Here is a 15,273-nt window from a genome sequence, read left to right on the forward strand (position 1 = left end):
GGCCCGTCGTAGAGGCAACGACGGGCCCTCTCCCTTGCACCAAGAGTGTCCTGCAATCACATTCCGCGGTAGCCGCCACAGCAAACGACTAACGCTCTTGAAATATATAACGGTTCGGTAACGGCCCGCTAGTTATCTGTTCGTTATTTTACTGGGAGTTCACCGAGTCTGCACTACTCGGAAGAGTGAGGATCTCGGGTCCGTCTGAGGTGATCGCGATCGTGTGCTCGGTATGGGCGGTGCGGGCGCCGGTGGCGCTGCGGAGGGTCCATCCGTCGGCGTCGGTGATGAGGCGGTCGGTGTCGGCCATCACCCATGGTTCGAGCGCGAGCAGCAACCCGGGGCGGAGCCGGTACCCCCGCCCGGGGCGGCCGGCGTTCGCCACGTGAGGGTCCTGGTGCATGGTGGTGCCGATGCCGTGACCGCCGTACTCGAGGTTCACGGGGTAGCCCGCGTCCATGAGGACCGTGCCGATGGCGTGCGAGATGTCGCCGATGCGAGCATCCGGGGTCGCGGCGGCGATGCCCGCGGCGAGCGCGCGCTCGGTGGCCTCGATGAGGGCGAGGCTCTCGGCGGGGCGGGCGTCGCCGACGACGAAGCTGATCGCCGCATCCGCCGAGACCCCGTCGAGGGTGACGGCGAGGTCGAGGGTGAGGAGGTCGCCGTCGGCCAGGATGCGGTCGTGCGGCTTCCCATGGAGCACGGCGTCGTTCACCGCGGTGCAGATCCAGTGGCCGAACGGCCCGCGGCCGAAGGAGGGGGCGTAGTCGACGTAGCAGGACTCCGCGCCCGCCTCCAGGATGAGGTCGCGTGCCCAGCGGTCGATGTCGAGCAGGTTCGTGCCGACCGTGCTCCTCCCGCGCAGGCTCTGCAGGATGTCGCCCACCAGGGCGCCCGTCCGTCGGGCACGGACCAGCTGTGCCGGGGAGAGGATCTCGATCATGCCGAGAACAATACCGGTAAAACTATCCCGGTACTATCATCGGACCATGGTCAGGCTCCCGCTCACCCCCGAGGAGGTCGAGCGCGGCCGACGACTCGGTGTGCTGCTCCGCCGCGCTCGCGGCGAGCGCTCGATGCTGCGGGTGGCGCTGGAGGCGGGGCTGTCGCCCGAGACGCTGCGCAAGATCGAGTCGGGCCGGGTGGCGACGCCCGCGTTCTCGACGATCGCCGCGCTCGCGGACGTGCTCGGCCTCTCGCTCGACGCGGTGTGGGTCGAGGTCGGCCGGCGCGTTGAGGTCGTCGACGAGGACGAGGGGAGTGGGGCCGCGAGCGCAGGGGCCCGCGCTCAGCGGCTCACGCGAACAGCGTGAGCACGAAGCCCGCTGCGGCGGGGATGAACTGGATCGCGGCCGCGCGGAGGTAGTGGCGGCCTGTCGTCAGCAGCACGACGCCGGCGAGCGCCATCGAGCCCGTGGTGAGCAGCATCATCGCCTTGCCCGCGATCACCAGGTCCGCGCCGCCGGCTCCGCCGAGCAGGGCGATGCCGATGAACGTGCCGATCGCCAGGAAGAGGTTGTAGAACCCCTGGTTGTAGGCCATCGCCTTGGTGGTGTTCGCCTGCTCCTGCGATGCGATGCCGAAGCGGGGGAAGATCGACGGCTTCGTCCACAGCACCGACTCGAAGACGAAGAACATGACGTGGAGGAGAGCGGCGATTCCGGCGACGATCTGAGCTGCGAGCACCATGATCAGCAGGGTAGCGCTGTGCGGTCGGCTTCGGCGGGGGCGCTCGTTCTGTATACAGAGAGGCGGTCCTGCGGTAGGATCGACGCCGGAATACGTTCCTGTGTATACAGAGAGGTCGAGGGATGAGGGCGAGCGAGCGCGCATACGCAACGCTCCGCCGCGAGATCCTCGACTGGGAGCTGCCGCCCGGGACCGTGCTCGGCGAGATCGAGCAGTCGGAGCGCCTCGGCGTCTCGCGCACCCCCCTGCGATCGGCGCTGGCGGCGCTCACCGCCGACGGGCTCGTGGGTGCGCAGTCGGGGAGGGGCCTGGTCGTCACGCCGGTCTCGATCGACGAGGCGCGCGAGCTCTTCGAGGCGCGCGACGCCCTCGAGCAGAAGGCGGCTCGGCTGGCGGCGCGGAGCGCTGATCGTGCACGGTTCCACGACCTCGCGGCCGAGTTCGCGGATGCGGTGAGCCTCCTCGAGGACGCCGATCCCGCCCGGCACGCCTACTACGACCTCGTCGCCCGCTTCGACGACGCCCTCGACGCGGCCGCCGCCAACGTGTTCCTCGTCGCGTCCTTGAAGGGCGTCCGTACCCATCTCACGCGCATCCGCCGCCTGGCCATCGACAACCCCGACCGCCTGCGCGACGCCGCGGCCGAGCACCGTCTCATCGCAGAGGCGATCTCGGCGGGCGACGAGGAGCTCGCCGCCGCGGCGACCCGCGTCCACCTCCACCGGAGCCTCGAGAACATCCTCACCGCGTCCGCCTCTGCCCACGACCGACCCCTACAGGAACGAGAACAGAAGTGAAGCTCCACTCCGTCCGCGTCCACCCGTCCTCCGACGCACTGCCCCGCGAGGAGCAGCTGGCCTACAAGATCGCGCAGGTCGCGACCGACCGGGTCGAGGTCGACGCCGAGGTCGCCGACATGGTGATCAACCGCGTCATCGACAACGCCTCGGTCGCCGTCGCGTCGCTCAGCCGCGGATCGGTCGTGGCCGCGCGCTCTCAGGCGCTCGCACATCCGTACAGCCCGGGGTCGACCGTGTTCGGCGTGCCCGGCACCTTCGGTCCGGAGTGGGCCGCGTGGGCCAACGGGGTCGCCGTGCGCGAGCTCGACTACCACGACACCTTCCTCGCGGCGGAGTACTCGCACCCGGGCGACAACATCCCCTCGATCCTCGCGGTGGCGCAGCACACCGGCCGCAGCGGCGACGACCTGCTGCGCGGCATCGTGACCGGCTACGAGGTCCAGATCGACCTGGTCAAGGCGATCAGCCTGCACAAGCACAAGATCGATCACGTCGCCCATCTCGGGCCCAGCGCCGCGGCGGGCATCGGCACGCTGCTCGGCCTCGACGTCGACACGATCTACCAGGCCATCGGCCAGGCCCTCCACACCACGACCGCCACGCGTCAGTCGCGCAAGGGCGAGATCTCCACCTGGAAGGCGTACGCGCCGGCCTTCGCGGGCAAGATGGCCGTCGAGGCTGTCGACCGCGCGATGCGCGGGCAGACCAGCCCCACCCCGATCTACGAGGGCGAGGACGGCGTGATCGCCTGGCTCCTCGACGGTCCGGACGCCGCCTACGAGGTGCCGCTGCCCGAGTGGGGCGAGGTGCGCCGCGCCATCCTCGACAGCTACACGAAGGAGCACTCGGCCGAGTACCAGGCGCAGGCGTGGATCGACCTCGCCCGCCGTCTCGGCACGCAGCGTCCCGAGCTGCGCGACCCCGCGAACATCGAGCGCATCGTGCTGCACACCAGCCACCACACGCACTACGTGATCGGATCGGGCGCGAACGACCCCCAGAAGTACGACCCCACCGCGAGCCGCGAGACCCTCGACCACTCGATCCCGTACATCTTCACGGTCGCCCTGCAGGACGGCGTCTGGGACCACGTCGAGAGCTACAGCCCCGCCCGCGCCGGCCGCCCCGAGACGGTGGCGCTCTGGAACAAGGTCACCACGGCCGAGGACGCCGAGTGGACCCGCCGGTACCACTCGCTCGACCCCGCCGAGAAGGCCTTCGGCGGGCGCGTGGAGATCGACCTCGCCGACGGCACCCGCGTGGTCGACGAGATCGCGGTCGCCGACGCGCATCCGCTCGGCGCCCGGCCGTTCGCCCGCGCCGACTACGTGCAGAAGTTCCGCACCCTCGCCGCCGGCGTGCTGGCGGAGGCCGAGACCGAGCGCTTCCTCGACGTCGCTCAGCGCCTCCCTTCGCTGACCGCCGCCGAGCTCTCCGGTCTGAACGTCACGGCCGACATCGCCACCGAGACCTCGAAGGGGATCTTCTGATGCTGTACACGACGAAGACCGCAGCAGAACGCCGCGCCGACTTCCGCGCCGCGCTCTCCTCGGGCACCATCCAGCGGATGCCCGGGGCCTTCAACCCGCTCTCGGCCCGCCTCATCGAGGACAAGGGCTTCGAGGGCGTCTACATCTCGGGCGCCGTCATCGCGGCCGACCTGGGTCTGCCCGACATCGGGCTCACCACGCTCACCGAGGTCGCCGGACGGGCGGCGGCGATCAGCCGCATGACCTCGCTGCCCACGCTCGTCGACGCCGACACCGGGTTCGGCGAGCCGATGAACGTGGCGCGCACGGTGCAGGAGCTCGAGAACGCCGGGGTTGCCGGACTCCACATCGAGGACCAGGTGAACCCGAAGCGCTGCGGTCACCTCGACGGCAAGGCCGTGGTCGGCCTCGACACCGCGCTCAAGCGCATCCGCGCCGCCGCCGACGCCCGCCGCGACCCGAACCTGCTGATCATGGCCCGCACCGACGTGCGCGCGGTCGAGGGGCTCGAGTCGGCACAGAACCGGGCGCGCGCGCTCGTCGACGCGGGGGCCGACGCGATCTTCCCCGAGGCGATGGCGTCGCTGGAGGAGTTCGCGGCGATCCGTGCCGCCGTCGACGTGCCGATCCTGGCGAACATGACCGAGTTCGGGAAGAGCGACCTGTTCAGCGTGCAGGACCTCCAGGACGTCGGGGTGAACCTCGTCATCTTCCCCGTCTCGCTCCTCCGGATCGCGATGGGCGCCGCCGAGCGCGGCCTCGACGAGCTCGCCGCGTCGGGGAGCCTCAAGGCGGAGGTTGCCGGCATGCAGACCCGCGCCCGCCTGTACGAGCTCATCGACTACGAGGGCTACAACGCCTTCGACGGTTCGGTGTTCAATTTCACTGTGCCCACGCAGTTCGGCGGGACGGCCTCGCCCGCCTCGCCCGCCGCATCCACGAAGGAGTGACGATGACCGACACCACCGCCCCCGAGATCAGGAAGGGCCTCGCCGGGGTCGTCGTCGACACGACGACCATCTCGAAGGTGAACCCCGAGACCAACTCGCTGCTCTACCGCGGCTATCCCGTGCAGGAGCTCGCCGCGCACTGCACGTTCGAGCAGGTCGCGTACCTGCTCTGGAACGGCGAGCTGCCGACCGAGGCCGAGCTGGCCGCGTTCACGTCCGCGGAGCGCTCGCAGCGTGCCCTGCATCCGGATGTGAAGACCGTCATCGACCTGCTGCCCACTACCGCGCATCCGATGGACGTCGTGCGCACGGCGGTCAGCGTGATCGGCGCGCAGGACCCGTCCGCCGACGACGCGTCGCCGGCGTCGAACCTCGAGAAGGCCGTGCGGCTCTACGCCGCGCTGCCCGCCGTCATCGCGTACGACCAGCGCCGACGTCACGGCCTCGACGTCGTCGAGGCCCGCGACGACCTCTCCTACGCCGAGAACTTCCTCTACGTCACCTTCGGGGAGGTGCCGGACTCGGTGGTCGTGAAGGCGTTCGACGTGTCGTGCATCCTGTACGCCGAGCACTCGTTCAACGCGTCGACGTTCACCGCCCGCGTGGTGACCTCGACCCTGTCGGACCTGTACTCGGCCGTGGTGGCGGCGATCGGTGCGTTGAAGGGCCCGCTGCACGGCGGGGCGAACGAGGCCGTGATGCACGTCTTCGACGAGATCGGGACCGCCGATCGCGCCGAGGCGTGGCTGTCGGACGCGCTTGAGCAGAAGCGCAAAATCATGGGCTTCGGGCACCGCGTCTACAAGAACGGCGACTCGCGCGTGCCCACGATGAAGGCCTCGCTCGAGACCCTGGTCCAGTACTACGACCGCCCCGAGATGCTCGAGCTCTACGAGACGCTCGAGGAGGCGATGGTGTCGCGGAAGAACATCAAGCCCAACCTCGACTACCCCTCGGGCCCGGCATACAACCTCATGGGCTTCGACACCGCCACCTTCACGCCGATCTTCGTGGCGGCGCGCGTGACGGGGTGGACGGCGCACGTGATGGAGCAGCTGGCGGCCAACGCCCTCATCCGCCCCCTCTCGGCCTACTCCGGCCCGGAGGAGCGCCACCTCTCCTGACGCTCAGCCCTGTCGGCTTTGTCCAGGTTTCCGTCGCTGAATTGAGGATTTGCGACGGAAACCTGGACAAAGCCCGAGGAGGAACTGCGTCGGAGGGCGTCGACCGAGAGCACGACGGCGACCAGCAGGACGGCCAGAGCGCAGCAGTAGCCGATCACCGCACCGATGCCACCCGCGGCGATCGGGCTGATGAAGAAGTACGGGTACCAGTCGGTGAGCACACCCCGGATCGACGTGAAGACCGTCCAACCGAGGGGGAAGACGAGCGCCGAGAGCGCGAGCGCCACGCGCTGGCGGCGCGACATGGCGGGAGAGCCCGGTGCGACGAGCAGGTCGACGAGCGCGAACGCAGGCAGCACGAAGTGCAGGATGCGCGACGACATCGGCACGAGGAACTCGCTCCCGGTGTAGCCGGCGAGCCCCATCAGCACGGCGAACACCCCGCCCGAGACGGCGACGTAGGCCGTCACGACGGTGCGTGCGCCGGTGAGCCACGCCGGCTCCGGACCGCGTCGCGCGAGGAACACGGTCGAGACGAGGGCGACCACCCCGAACAGGATCGCGCTCTCGATCGTGAAGTAGGCCGCGAGGTTCCGGATGGAGCACGTGCCGTACACGAAGGCGCAGTCCGCCCGCCACCAGAGCGCCCATCCCGTGACCGCGACGGCGGCCAGGCGCAGGAGCGCGGTGGCGACGCGGGCGATCACCCTCCCAGCCTGCCCGGCTCGTGCCTCATGCGCTCGACCGCGCTCTCGTTCCCGTGTCACCCTCCCGCTTTGTCCAGGTTTCCGTCGGAGATCTGCGATTTCGCGACGGAAACCTGGACAAAGCCCGGGGACAGGAACCCCGTGGACGGAGCTCGGGGTCAGAAGAGGGGGTAGGGGATCGGGGGCATGTCGCCCGCGGGGGAGGGGAAGACCGCCTCCGCGAGGAGGCGGGCGCAGCGGGCGTCGAGGGCTGCGAGCTCCTCGGGGCCCAGGAGCGGCTCGAGCGACGCGCCGAGGGCGCCGCCGAGCTCGGCGCGCAGGGCAGCGACAGCGGCGAGCTCGTCGTCGGCGAGGGGCTCGCCGATCCACCCCCACAGCACGGTGCGCAGCTTCGGCTCGACGTGGAAGGTGATGCCGTGGTCGACGCCGTAGCGGTGCCCGCCGGACATCGCGAGCACGTGCCCGCCCTTCCGGTCGGCGTTGTTGACGATCACGTCGAACACCGCCATGCGCCGCAGCGCGGCGGAGTCCTCGTGGATGAGGGACACCCGCCGATCGTCGTCGTCGCGGCCCTCGAAGACACGGCGCCAGCCCGCATCCGGAAGCTCGTCGGAGGGCACCAGGTCGACCGCCTCGACGGCCGGGTCGACGTCCTGCCAGAGCTGCAGCATCCCCTCGCCGAAGGGGCCCTCGCCGAGCCAGGTGAGCGGCACGACCGCCCACCCGAGCGCCTCCGACACCGCGTACGCGGCGACCTCGCGGTGCGCGAGCACGACGCCGGGGAAGTCCCACAGCGGACGCTCGCCCTCGATCGGCTTGTAGACCACCTCGACCTCGCCGAGGGTGCCGACGAAGGTGGCGTTGGAGGCGGTCGTGATCCGGCCGGTCAGCTCCAGCTCGCCGGACGGCGGGTTCACGACCCGTCGAGAGCGGCGCAGACGTGTCCTCCGGCCTCGATCGGCATGCCGCACAGCGGGCACACCGGGCGACCCGAGGCGACGATCTCGCGGGCCCGCTTGGCGAACGCCCGGGCTGTGCCGACGGGGATGCGCACGAGCAGCATCTCGCTCGGGGACTCGGTCTCGGCGAAGGGGTTGTCGTCGTCGGCCGCGTCGTCGGAGTCGAGCACGGGGTAGGCCTCGATGACGACCTGCGCCGTCGTCGGGTCCCAGCCCAGGCCGATCGCGCCCGTGCGGAACTGCTCGTCGACCGGCTGGTCGAGGGGCGCTTCGTCGATGAGCTCGACGGGAGTGGTGGACGGCACGCTGAACGCGTTGCCCTCGTTGACCATGAGCTCGTCGAGGATCTCGTCGATCTTCTCGGCGAGCAGCGCGGACTGCTCCTTCTCGAGCGAGGCGCTCACGATCCGCTTGCCGGTGCGGGCCTGCAGGTAGAAGGTGCGCTCTCCCGGGCGCCCGATGGTGCCGATGACGACCCGGTCTGGCCAGTCGAACTCGTGGACGATCGTGGGCATGCGCCCAGTCTAGGTACGTTCCGCGGGGGTCGGGTCGGGCTCCGCGTGTCCGGCGCCGCCGCCCAGCGTGGAGTCCGCGACGTGCGTGGACGTGCCGGCCGGGGCTTCGGCTCCGTGCAGCCAGGCGAGGTCGCCCGCCTCGGTGTTCGAGGCGATCACCTCCGGTCGCTCGGCGCCGTAGCGGATGATCGAGAGCGAGGCCGGCCCCACCGCGATCCGCTGGAACAGGTCGAGGTGGAGGCCCAGCGCATCCGCCAGGATCGACTTGATCACGTCGCCGTGACTCACCGCCAGCCACACGGCCCCCGGCCCGTGCTCGGCCTCGATCAGCGCGTCGCGGCTCCGGATCGCCGCGACCGCGCGGCTCTGCATCCCCGACATCGACTCCCCGCCCGGGAACACGACCGCGGACGGCTGCGACTGCACGATCTTCCACAGCGTCTCGGTGGCGAGCTCCTTGAGCGGCCGGTTCGTCCAGTCACCGTAGTCGCACTCCGACAGGGCCTCGTCGATCTCGGCGCCGGTCAGCGAGCTCTCGGCCTGCCGGCGCAGCACGGCGGCGGCGGTCTCCTGGCAGCGCTCCAGCGGGCTGGACACGACCGCCCGCAGCGGCACGGCCGCGAGCCGCTCCGCCGCCCGCTCGGCCTGCGCCCGCCCCACGTCGTCGAGCGGCACACCCGGCGTGCGTCCCGCCAGCACTCCGGCCGCGTTCGCCGCCGTCCTCCCGTGCCGAAGCAGGATCACCGTCGCCATCCCCCCACCCTACGTCCCTGTGGTCTATCTGGATTTTCGGATGGAGTCGGACTATTCTGAATTCGTAATAGACCCGGGATGGCTGTTTCTCCGGAGAGGGGTGCCGATGGCTGAACGGCGAGCGCGGCTGAGGACCGCGAGCGATCTCGGCCTGGTGATCCAGCAGGCCCGCCTGAGCCGCGGCCTGTCGCAGACGCAGCTCGCCGACAGTCTGGGGATCTCGCAGCGCTCGGTCAGCGAGATCGAGTCCGGCCGGACGACCATCTACGCCCGCAGGCTGTTCGACCTCATGCGCGAGACGGGCGTCTCGCTGAGCGCCGAGTGGGACGACGAGGCCGACTCGTGAGACTCGCTGTGGAGCTGTACGGCACCCTGCTCGGCCACCTCGTCGGGGAGGACGCCCGGACGTTCGACTTCCACCCGAGCGAGGAGGGGCTCGCGGAGTTCGGGCTCACGAGCCGAGTCCTGTCGGTGGCAATGCCGCTCACGCCGGTGCAGCCGAGACACCACGCCGCCCGGCGTCGCAACTGGTTCGCCGAACTGCTCCCCGAGGGCGATCAGCTCGAGTACCTGCTCGCCCAGGCCGGGCTCAGGCGCGGCGACACAGTGAGGTTCCTCGCGGCGTACGGGCGTGATGTCGCCGGCGCCGTGCAGCTGTGGGACGTGGATGACCCGACGGAGCCCCGGACGCCGGGACTCGAGTCGGTCGACGACCATGCCATCAGGCGGATGCTCGAGGATCCCCAGAGTGCACCCCTCGGCAACGAGCCGGTGCTCGGCAAGACCTCGCTCGCGGGTGTGCAGCCCAAGATCGTGCTGGCGCAGGCCGAGGGAGGCTGGAACCGCGTCGTCGGCGGCTCTCCGTCGACCCATATCCTGAAGCCCTGGCTGGCCTCGCGCCCCACCGTGGTCTACGACGAGGAGTACGGCGCGAGACTGGGCCGACGGCTGGGCCTGCTCGACTACGATACCTCCGTCCGCGAGTTCGACGGGCTCCCGGCGCTCGTCATTGAACGGTTCGACAGGGAGGAGGGCTCCCGTATCCACCAGGAGGACTTCAACCAGGCGCTCGGCGCGAGCGGGGCGCAGAAGTACCAGGAGATGGGCGGGGTGGTCAGCCTCGCGCGCATTGCCGAGGTGGTCGAGCGCTACGGACATCGCGCCGATCTCGACCGCCTCGCGCGGATGGCGGTGTTCACGGTGGGGATCGGCAACCTCGACCTGCACGCGAAGAATCTCGGCCTCCTGCACCTGCCGGACGGCGACGTCCGGCTCGCTCCCGCGTACGACATGGTGCCCATGACGCATCTCGCTGGGATCGACGGCCGGGTCGCGCTGGCCATCGACGGCGAGTACGTGCACCGGTGCTTGACGATCGAGATGATCTCGGCCGAGCTGACGCGGTGGGGGTTGCGGCGGGCGCGCGAGGTGGTGGGCTCGGCGCTGGAGGAGCTGCGGGCCGTCGCGCTCGACGAGGCGCCGCTCGAAGGAGCCGACCCCCTCATCGCGGAGGACGCCGTTCGCTTCACGACGAACCTCCTCGAGGGCAGGGCGACAGGGGCGCGGGAGCGGAGCGGTTAGAGTCGAGCGGTGACCGACGAGATCGCTGCCTACACCGTGGCCACCGACGGAGCCTGCAAGGGCAACCCCGGGCCGACCGGATGGGCGTGGGTGGCGGAGGACGGGCACTGGTCGGCCGGTTCGCTGCCGCAGGGGACGAACAACATCGGCGAGCTGCTCGGGCTGCTCCACGCGATCCGCGACCACGATCACGTCGTCGACCTCACCATCGAGGCCGATTCGAAGTACGCGATCGACACCTATGAGAAGTGGATGGACGGGCACGCCCGCCGGGGCTGGAAGACCTCGACCGGGGCGCCGGCCAAGAACGTCGACATCCTCAAGGCGCTCATCGACGCGCGGGCCGCGCGGCGGGCGCTCGGGCGGCCGGATGTGCGTCTGACCCACGTGCGGGGCCACCGCGGGCACCGCCTCAACGAGTGGGCCGACGAGCGCGCCGTGCGGGCCGCGAAGCATGCGGCCCAGGGCGAGAAGCTCGTGTGGTCGTCGCACCGCGGGCAGGAGCGCATCGACGTCTCGGTCGATCCCCGCTGACACCCGGGCGACCCGCACAGACGACGACGCGGCCGACCCTCCGAGGAGGACCGGCCGCGTGCGCGGCGCTCAGCGCGCCGGCTCGACCGTGACGCTGCCCGCGCTCGACTCGAAGGAGTACAGGCGCGACGCCCCCGGCCGGCTGGGCACGCTCACGTCGGCCGAGCCGAGCGAGGTCTCGGCGCGGATCTCGTAGACGCCCTCGGGGATCGCGACTCGGACGCTGCCCGCCGAGCTCTCCACGCGCATCGAGGACGGCAGCGAGGTGAACGTCAGCGCGGCGGACCCTGCCGACGACGTGACCCGCACGTCACCCGGCACGTCGAGGTCGGTCCCCGTCACGCGGCCCGCGGAACTGTGCAGCTGAAGCGAGTCCGCGGATCCGGCGATCGTCACCGAGCCGGCCGAGGACGACAGGTCGACGTCGGCGAAGTCGCCGGAGGCGTCGACCGCTCCGGCCGACGAGTCGACGTCGAGGGTGACGGGTGCGGATGCGCGCGGCAGCGTGATATCGAGCGACGCGTTCTGGAACCCGTTGAGGAAGCCGAAGGACAACCATCCGTCGCCGCCCACCTTCACGATGAGCGTCTGGCCGCTCACCTGCTGCGTCAGGCGGAGAGGGGAGCCGCCCGAGTCGAAGTCGAGCGTGGGAAGGTCGACGTCGCCGTACGCGATCGAGACCGAGGAGGCGCTCGAGTCGACCTTCAGAGCGGTCACGTCGGCCGACACCGCGTAGACGCCGGTGTCGTCGCCGTCGATGTGGCTGGCGGCGCGTGCCACCTGCATTCCGCCGAGGATGAGCATGCCGGCGACGAGCGCCGATCCGATCGTGAGGAGCGTGACGCGGAGGGCGCGGTCGGGGCGTCGCGGTGCCGGGGCAGGAGCGGGAGTGGTCATGGCGCGTGTCCGTTCGTGAGTGGGCGGCAGGAGAGGAAAGGGCGTCAGCGCCTGGCGTCGACGCCGAGATGGGTGAGCACGGCGAGGACGCGGCGGTGCCCGGAGTCCTCGGCGGGGAGGCCGAGCTTGGAGAAGATCGCGGAGACGAGCTTCTCGACCGCGCCGGCGGTGACATGCATCCGCTCGGCGATGCTCCCGTTCGAGCGGCCCTCCGCCATCAGCTCGAGGGCTTCTCGCTCGCGAGGGGTGAGCGCGTCGAGATCGCGGGAGCGCCGTGATCGGATCATGATCTGCGACACGACCTCGGGGTCGAGCACGGTGCCGCCCGACCCGACCGTCTCGACGGCGGCGAGGAAGTCACCGACCTCGGCGACGCGGTCCTTCAGCAGGTAGCCGAGTCCGCTGGAGTCGTCGGCGATGAGCTCGGCGGCGTAGCGCTCCTCGACGTACTGCGAGAGCACGAGCACCGGCAGCGGGGGGTGCGTCGAGCGCAGCAGCACGGCCGCGCGGATGCCCTCGTCGGTGAACGTGGGCGGCATCCGCACATCGACGACGGCGAGGTCGGGGCGGTCGTCGGCGCAGCGGCGGAGCAGCCCCTCCGCGTCGGCGACCGACGGGAGCACCTCGTGGCCCGCGTCGCCGAGCAGACGCTCCAGCCCGGCACGGAGGAGGACGTGGTCCTCGGCGATCAGAATGCGCATGGCACCTCCACGGTGAGCACGGTGGGTCCGCCGGCGGGGCTGTCGAGGGTGACGGCCCCTCCTGCGGCACGGACACGGTCGACGAGGCCCGTCAGGCCGACGCCGCCTCCCCGGCCCGCCTCCGCGCCGCCGACGCCGTCGTCGGAGACGACCGCCCTGACCGAGGACGGCCCGCGTGTCACCTCCACCGAGCAACGGCTGGCGCGGGAGTGCTTGCTGACGTTCGTCAGGGCCTCGGAGACGGCGAAGTACAGGACGGCCTCGACCTCGGGCGAGGGGCGCTCGGGCAGGTCGACGCGCACGCTCGTCGGTACGGCGCAGTGTGTGGCCACCGCCGAGAGGGCGGCGTCGAGGCCGCGGTCGGCGAGCACGGCGGGGTGGATGCCGCGGGCGATGTGGCGGAGGTCGGTGATCGACTCCTTCGCCTCCTGGTGGGCCTCGTCGAGGAGCGCCCTGGCGCCCTCGGGGTCGGAGTCGAAGCGTGCCCTGGCCATCCCGAGTGTCATCGCGACCGAGACCAACCGCGGCTGCACGCCGTCGTGGAGGTCGCGCTCGATGCGTCGACGCTCCTGATCGGCGGAGTCGACGGCGCCCTGGCGCGCGTCCTGCAGTCTGTCGACGCGCTGCTCGAGCTGGGCGCGCTGCGCCCGCTCGCTCGTCCCGAGCAGCACGATCGCGAGCTGCCGGTCGAGCAGGCCGAGACCGACGGTGAGGGCGATCAGCACGGCGAGCACCACCGCGCCGACCAGGACGACGAGCGCCGGCGCGGAGAGGAGGGCGCCGAAGCGGCCGAGCGCCGCCGCGCCGACGACGTCGATGGCGAGCGTGATCGCGGCCCAGAACACGGTGCCGAGCACCAGCGTGGCGAGGTGGTGCAGCATCCCCTTCCAGAACTCTGCGGAGAAGGTGTCGACGAACACGCGGCCGATCCACGCGCCGAACGTCGTGGGCGCCGGGCGCACCACAGGCGGCACGATCGCGACGCCGTAGAGCACCTCGGCGCGGCGGCGCTCGGCGAAGCGCAGGCCGCGGGCGACGATGACGGTCACCCACAGCAGCCCGATGCCGAGCCCGAACAGCGGGATGAGCCCGATGCCGGTCCAGAGCAGCGCCCACATCACCGTGAACCAGACCACGCCGAGGATGGCGTCGAGGGCGAGGTCGGCGGCGGCCGCCCAGAGGAAGAGGAGTCGTGATCGCACATCACCACGGTAGGGGCCGGTCCCCGTCCGCCGCTCTGCGGCCGTCCTCCCGAAGCATCCGGGGGTTAACCCCCGGACGCCGTCCCGTCAGTCCGCGCTGGGCGGCGCGCCGAGCTGGAGCGACCAGACGGCGACGCGGAGGACGGTGTCGCGGTACGGGAAGTCCTCCTCGCTGATGCGCTCGAAGCCCACGTGCGCGCAGACCCGGTTGGAGGGGACGTTCTCGACCGCGGGGAACGCCAGCACGCGGCGCCGGTCTGCTCGACGCCAGGCGTCGTCGAGCACCGCGGCGACACCCTTCACCGCCACCCCGCGCCCCTGCGCCTCGGGCACCACGAACCAGCCCATCTCGACCACGTCCTCCCCGTGCCACTCCGACTGCCACCAGTTGGCGCACCCGACCGCGACGCCGTCGAGCTCGATCGCGAAGATGCCCGCCTCGCGGCTCTCCACGAGGCTCAGGTACTTCGCGTGGCGCTCGCGCACCTTCTGCTCGGTCTCCGGGCCGCCGAGGTGGGCGGTCATGGCGGGATCGTTCGCGCCCACGAGCAGCGGCAGGTCGGCGTCGGTCCAGGGGCGGATCGTGGTGCTCATCCGACCATCGTGGCGTCGCCGGGCCGCCCCGACAAGGCCGTCTGGCCGACCCGACGCGCGGGGAACCGGATCCGCTCTCGACACGGGGCGTGCCGGCGGGCCAGGGTGGTCGGATGGCGAAGGTGCGCATCCAGAACTTCTCGATCTCGGTCGACGGCTTCGGCACGGGGGAGGGACAGACCCTCGACGAGCCGTTCGGTCACGCCGGACACCGGCTGCACGGCTGGTTCTTCCCGATCGGGATGTTCGGCCCGCCCGGGCCGGAGGGCATCGACCTCGCGCTGGCCCGGTTCGGGTGGGATGCGGTGGGCGCCGAGATCATGGGCCGCAACAAGTTCGGCCCCCAGCGCGGGCCGTGGCCGGACGACGGGTGGGAGGGCTGGTGGGGCGACGAGCCGCCGTTCCACACCCCCGTCTTCGTGCTGACCCACCATCCCCGTCCGAGCATCGAGAAGGAGGGCGGCACGACCTTCCACTTCCTCGACACCTCTCCGGAGGAGGCGCTGCAGCGGGCGCAGGAGGCCGCGGGTGAGAAGGACGTGCGGATCGGCGGCGGGGTCGACGTGGTCCGGCAGTTCCTGGCCGCCGACCTCGTCGACGAGATGCACCTGGTGATCACCCCGATCGTGCTCGGTCGCGGCGAGCGCCTGTGGGACGGGCTCGAGGGGGATCGACTCCCGCTTCCGGATCGAGTCGGTCGCCACCCCGAGCGGTGTGGTGCACCAGATGTGGTCGCGCCGACGCGACTGAGCGCGGCCGACGGGCGCGACTGAGACT

At 71.1% G+C, this 15,273-nt stretch carries 19 protein-coding genes; 9 read left to right on the plus strand and 10 right to left on the minus strand.

The window, feature by feature from the left end; all coding sequences use genetic code 11:
- Positions 1-148: 148 nt before the first annotated feature.
- A complete protein-coding gene (gene map / locus ACFJGV_RS15375) occupies positions 149-943 on the minus strand; it encodes a type I methionyl aminopeptidase (RefSeq protein ID WP_378144857.1) in 795 nt (264 codons plus the stop codon).
- Between the two features lie 46 nt (positions 944-989).
- Between map and ACFJGV_RS15380 the strand changes: the two genes are divergently transcribed.
- Positions 990-1,313, plus strand: coding sequence for a helix-turn-helix domain-containing protein (locus ACFJGV_RS15380; RefSeq protein WP_378144858.1), 324 nt, complete (start codon positions 990-992; stop codon positions 1,311-1,313).
- Here ACFJGV_RS15380 and ACFJGV_RS15385 read toward each other — a convergent pair.
- The gene (locus tag ACFJGV_RS15385) at positions 1,297-1,689 is read right to left on the minus strand and encodes a DUF1304 domain-containing protein (RefSeq protein ID WP_378144859.1); all 393 of its coding nucleotides are present in this window, start codon (positions 1,687-1,689) and stop codon (positions 1,297-1,299) included. The genes ACFJGV_RS15380 and ACFJGV_RS15385 overlap by 17 nt on opposite strands.
- Before the next feature lie 122 nt (positions 1,690-1,811).
- On the opposite strand from ACFJGV_RS15385, the gene ACFJGV_RS15390 reads away from it, so the two are divergent.
- Genes ACFJGV_RS15390 through ACFJGV_RS15405 form a run of 4 tightly spaced genes read left to right on the plus strand, consistent with a single transcriptional unit; the run spans position 1,812 to position 6,053 of the window.
- On the plus strand, positions 1,812-2,486 hold the full coding sequence (locus ACFJGV_RS15390) for a GntR family transcriptional regulator (RefSeq protein WP_378144860.1): 675 nt from the start codon (positions 1,812-1,814) through the stop codon (positions 2,484-2,486).
- Entirely contained in the window at positions 2,483-3,979 is a 1,497-nt protein-coding gene (locus tag ACFJGV_RS15395; protein ID WP_378144861.1) for an MmgE/PrpD family protein, read from the plus strand. Before ACFJGV_RS15390 ends, ACFJGV_RS15395 begins: the two co-directional genes overlap by 4 nt.
- Positions 3,979-4,929, plus strand: coding sequence for a methylisocitrate lyase (prpB, locus tag ACFJGV_RS15400; protein WP_378144862.1), 951 nt, complete (start codon positions 3,979-3,981; stop codon positions 4,927-4,929). The genes ACFJGV_RS15395 and prpB overlap by 1 nt, the downstream gene beginning before the upstream one ends.
- A 2-nt stretch (positions 4,930-4,931) precedes the next feature.
- On the plus strand, positions 4,932-6,053 hold the full coding sequence (locus tag ACFJGV_RS15405) for a bifunctional 2-methylcitrate synthase/citrate synthase (RefSeq protein WP_378144863.1): 1,122 nt from the start codon (positions 4,932-4,934) through the stop codon (positions 6,051-6,053).
- Here ACFJGV_RS15405 and ACFJGV_RS15410 read toward each other — a convergent pair.
- The 4 genes from ACFJGV_RS15410 to ACFJGV_RS15425 all read right to left on the minus strand — a co-directional run bounded on the left by ACFJGV_RS15410 (position 6,020) and on the right by ACFJGV_RS15425 (position 8,987).
- Positions 6,020-6,760: a Pr6Pr family membrane protein gene (locus ACFJGV_RS15410; RefSeq protein WP_378144864.1), complete on the minus strand. Its 741-nt coding sequence runs from the start codon at positions 6,758-6,760 to the stop codon at positions 6,020-6,022. The two genes, ACFJGV_RS15405 and ACFJGV_RS15410, sit on opposite strands and share 34 nt — an antisense overlap.
- A gap of 158 nt (positions 6,761-6,918) precedes the next feature.
- A complete protein-coding gene (locus ACFJGV_RS15415; RefSeq protein WP_378144865.1) occupies positions 6,919-7,677 on the minus strand; it encodes an SCO1664 family protein in 759 nt (252 codons plus the stop codon).
- Complete coding sequence (locus ACFJGV_RS15420) at positions 7,674-8,234, minus strand: DUF3090 domain-containing protein (protein ID WP_378144866.1); 561 nt, start codon at positions 8,232-8,234, stop codon at positions 7,674-7,676. Before ACFJGV_RS15420 ends, ACFJGV_RS15415 begins: the two co-directional genes overlap by 4 nt.
- Before the next feature lie 9 nt (positions 8,235-8,243).
- Positions 8,244-8,987, minus strand: a complete 744-nt coding sequence (locus tag ACFJGV_RS15425) for an MSMEG_4193 family putative phosphomutase (RefSeq protein WP_378144867.1) — start codon at positions 8,985-8,987, stop codon at positions 8,244-8,246.
- Positions 8,988-9,093: 106 nt separating this feature from the next.
- On the opposite strand from ACFJGV_RS15425, the gene ACFJGV_RS15430 reads away from it, so the two are divergent.
- From ACFJGV_RS15430 to ACFJGV_RS15440, 3 genes are read left to right on the plus strand one after another with little or no spacing between them, the layout of a single operon-like run.
- Positions 9,094-9,333, plus strand: a complete 240-nt coding sequence (locus ACFJGV_RS15430) for a helix-turn-helix domain-containing protein (protein WP_378144868.1) — start codon at positions 9,094-9,096, stop codon at positions 9,331-9,333.
- On the plus strand, positions 9,330-10,568 hold the full coding sequence (locus ACFJGV_RS15435) for a type II toxin-antitoxin system HipA family toxin (RefSeq protein WP_378144869.1): 1,239 nt from the start codon (positions 9,330-9,332) through the stop codon (positions 10,566-10,568). Before ACFJGV_RS15430 ends, ACFJGV_RS15435 begins: the two co-directional genes overlap by 4 nt.
- A gap of 9 nt (positions 10,569-10,577) precedes the next feature.
- Positions 10,578-11,102 carry a ribonuclease H gene (locus tag ACFJGV_RS15440; protein WP_378144870.1) on the plus strand — a complete coding sequence of 175 codons (525 nt, stop codon included), beginning with the start codon at positions 10,578-10,580 and terminating at the stop codon, positions 11,100-11,102.
- A gap of 69 nt (positions 11,103-11,171) precedes the next feature.
- Here the strand turns inward: ACFJGV_RS15440 and ACFJGV_RS15445 are convergent, their stop codons facing one another.
- From ACFJGV_RS15445 to ACFJGV_RS15460, 4 genes are all read right to left on the minus strand, one after another.
- Positions 11,172-11,999 carry a DUF4097 family beta strand repeat-containing protein gene (locus tag ACFJGV_RS15445; RefSeq protein ID WP_378144871.1) on the minus strand — a complete coding sequence of 276 codons (828 nt, stop codon included), beginning with the start codon at positions 11,997-11,999 and terminating at the stop codon, positions 11,172-11,174.
- Between the two features lie 44 nt (positions 12,000-12,043).
- Positions 12,044-12,700 carry a response regulator gene (locus tag ACFJGV_RS15450; RefSeq protein ID WP_378144872.1) on the minus strand — a complete coding sequence of 219 codons (657 nt, stop codon included), beginning with the start codon at positions 12,698-12,700 and terminating at the stop codon, positions 12,044-12,046.
- Positions 12,688-13,902, minus strand: coding sequence for a histidine kinase (locus tag ACFJGV_RS15455; protein WP_378144873.1), 1,215 nt, complete (start codon positions 13,900-13,902; stop codon positions 12,688-12,690). Before ACFJGV_RS15455 ends, ACFJGV_RS15450 begins: the two co-directional genes overlap by 13 nt.
- Positions 13,903-13,989: 87 nt before the next feature.
- Complete coding sequence (locus tag ACFJGV_RS15460; RefSeq protein ID WP_378144874.1) at positions 13,990-14,496, minus strand: GNAT family N-acetyltransferase; 507 nt, start codon at positions 14,494-14,496, stop codon at positions 13,990-13,992.
- A 113-nt stretch (positions 14,497-14,609) separates the two neighbouring features.
- Here ACFJGV_RS15460 and ACFJGV_RS15465 point away from each other — a divergent pair, with 113 nt between their 5' ends.
- On the plus strand, positions 14,610-15,269 hold the full coding sequence (locus ACFJGV_RS15465; protein WP_378144875.1) for a dihydrofolate reductase family protein: 660 nt from the start codon (positions 14,610-14,612) through the stop codon (positions 15,267-15,269).
- Positions 15,270-15,273 lie beyond the last annotated feature (4 nt).

This window comes from Cnuibacter sp. UC19_7, from assembly GCF_042699995.1.
In the GTDB taxonomy this organism is placed as follows: Bacteria; Actinomycetota; Actinomycetes; order Actinomycetales; family Microbacteriaceae; genus Cnuibacter.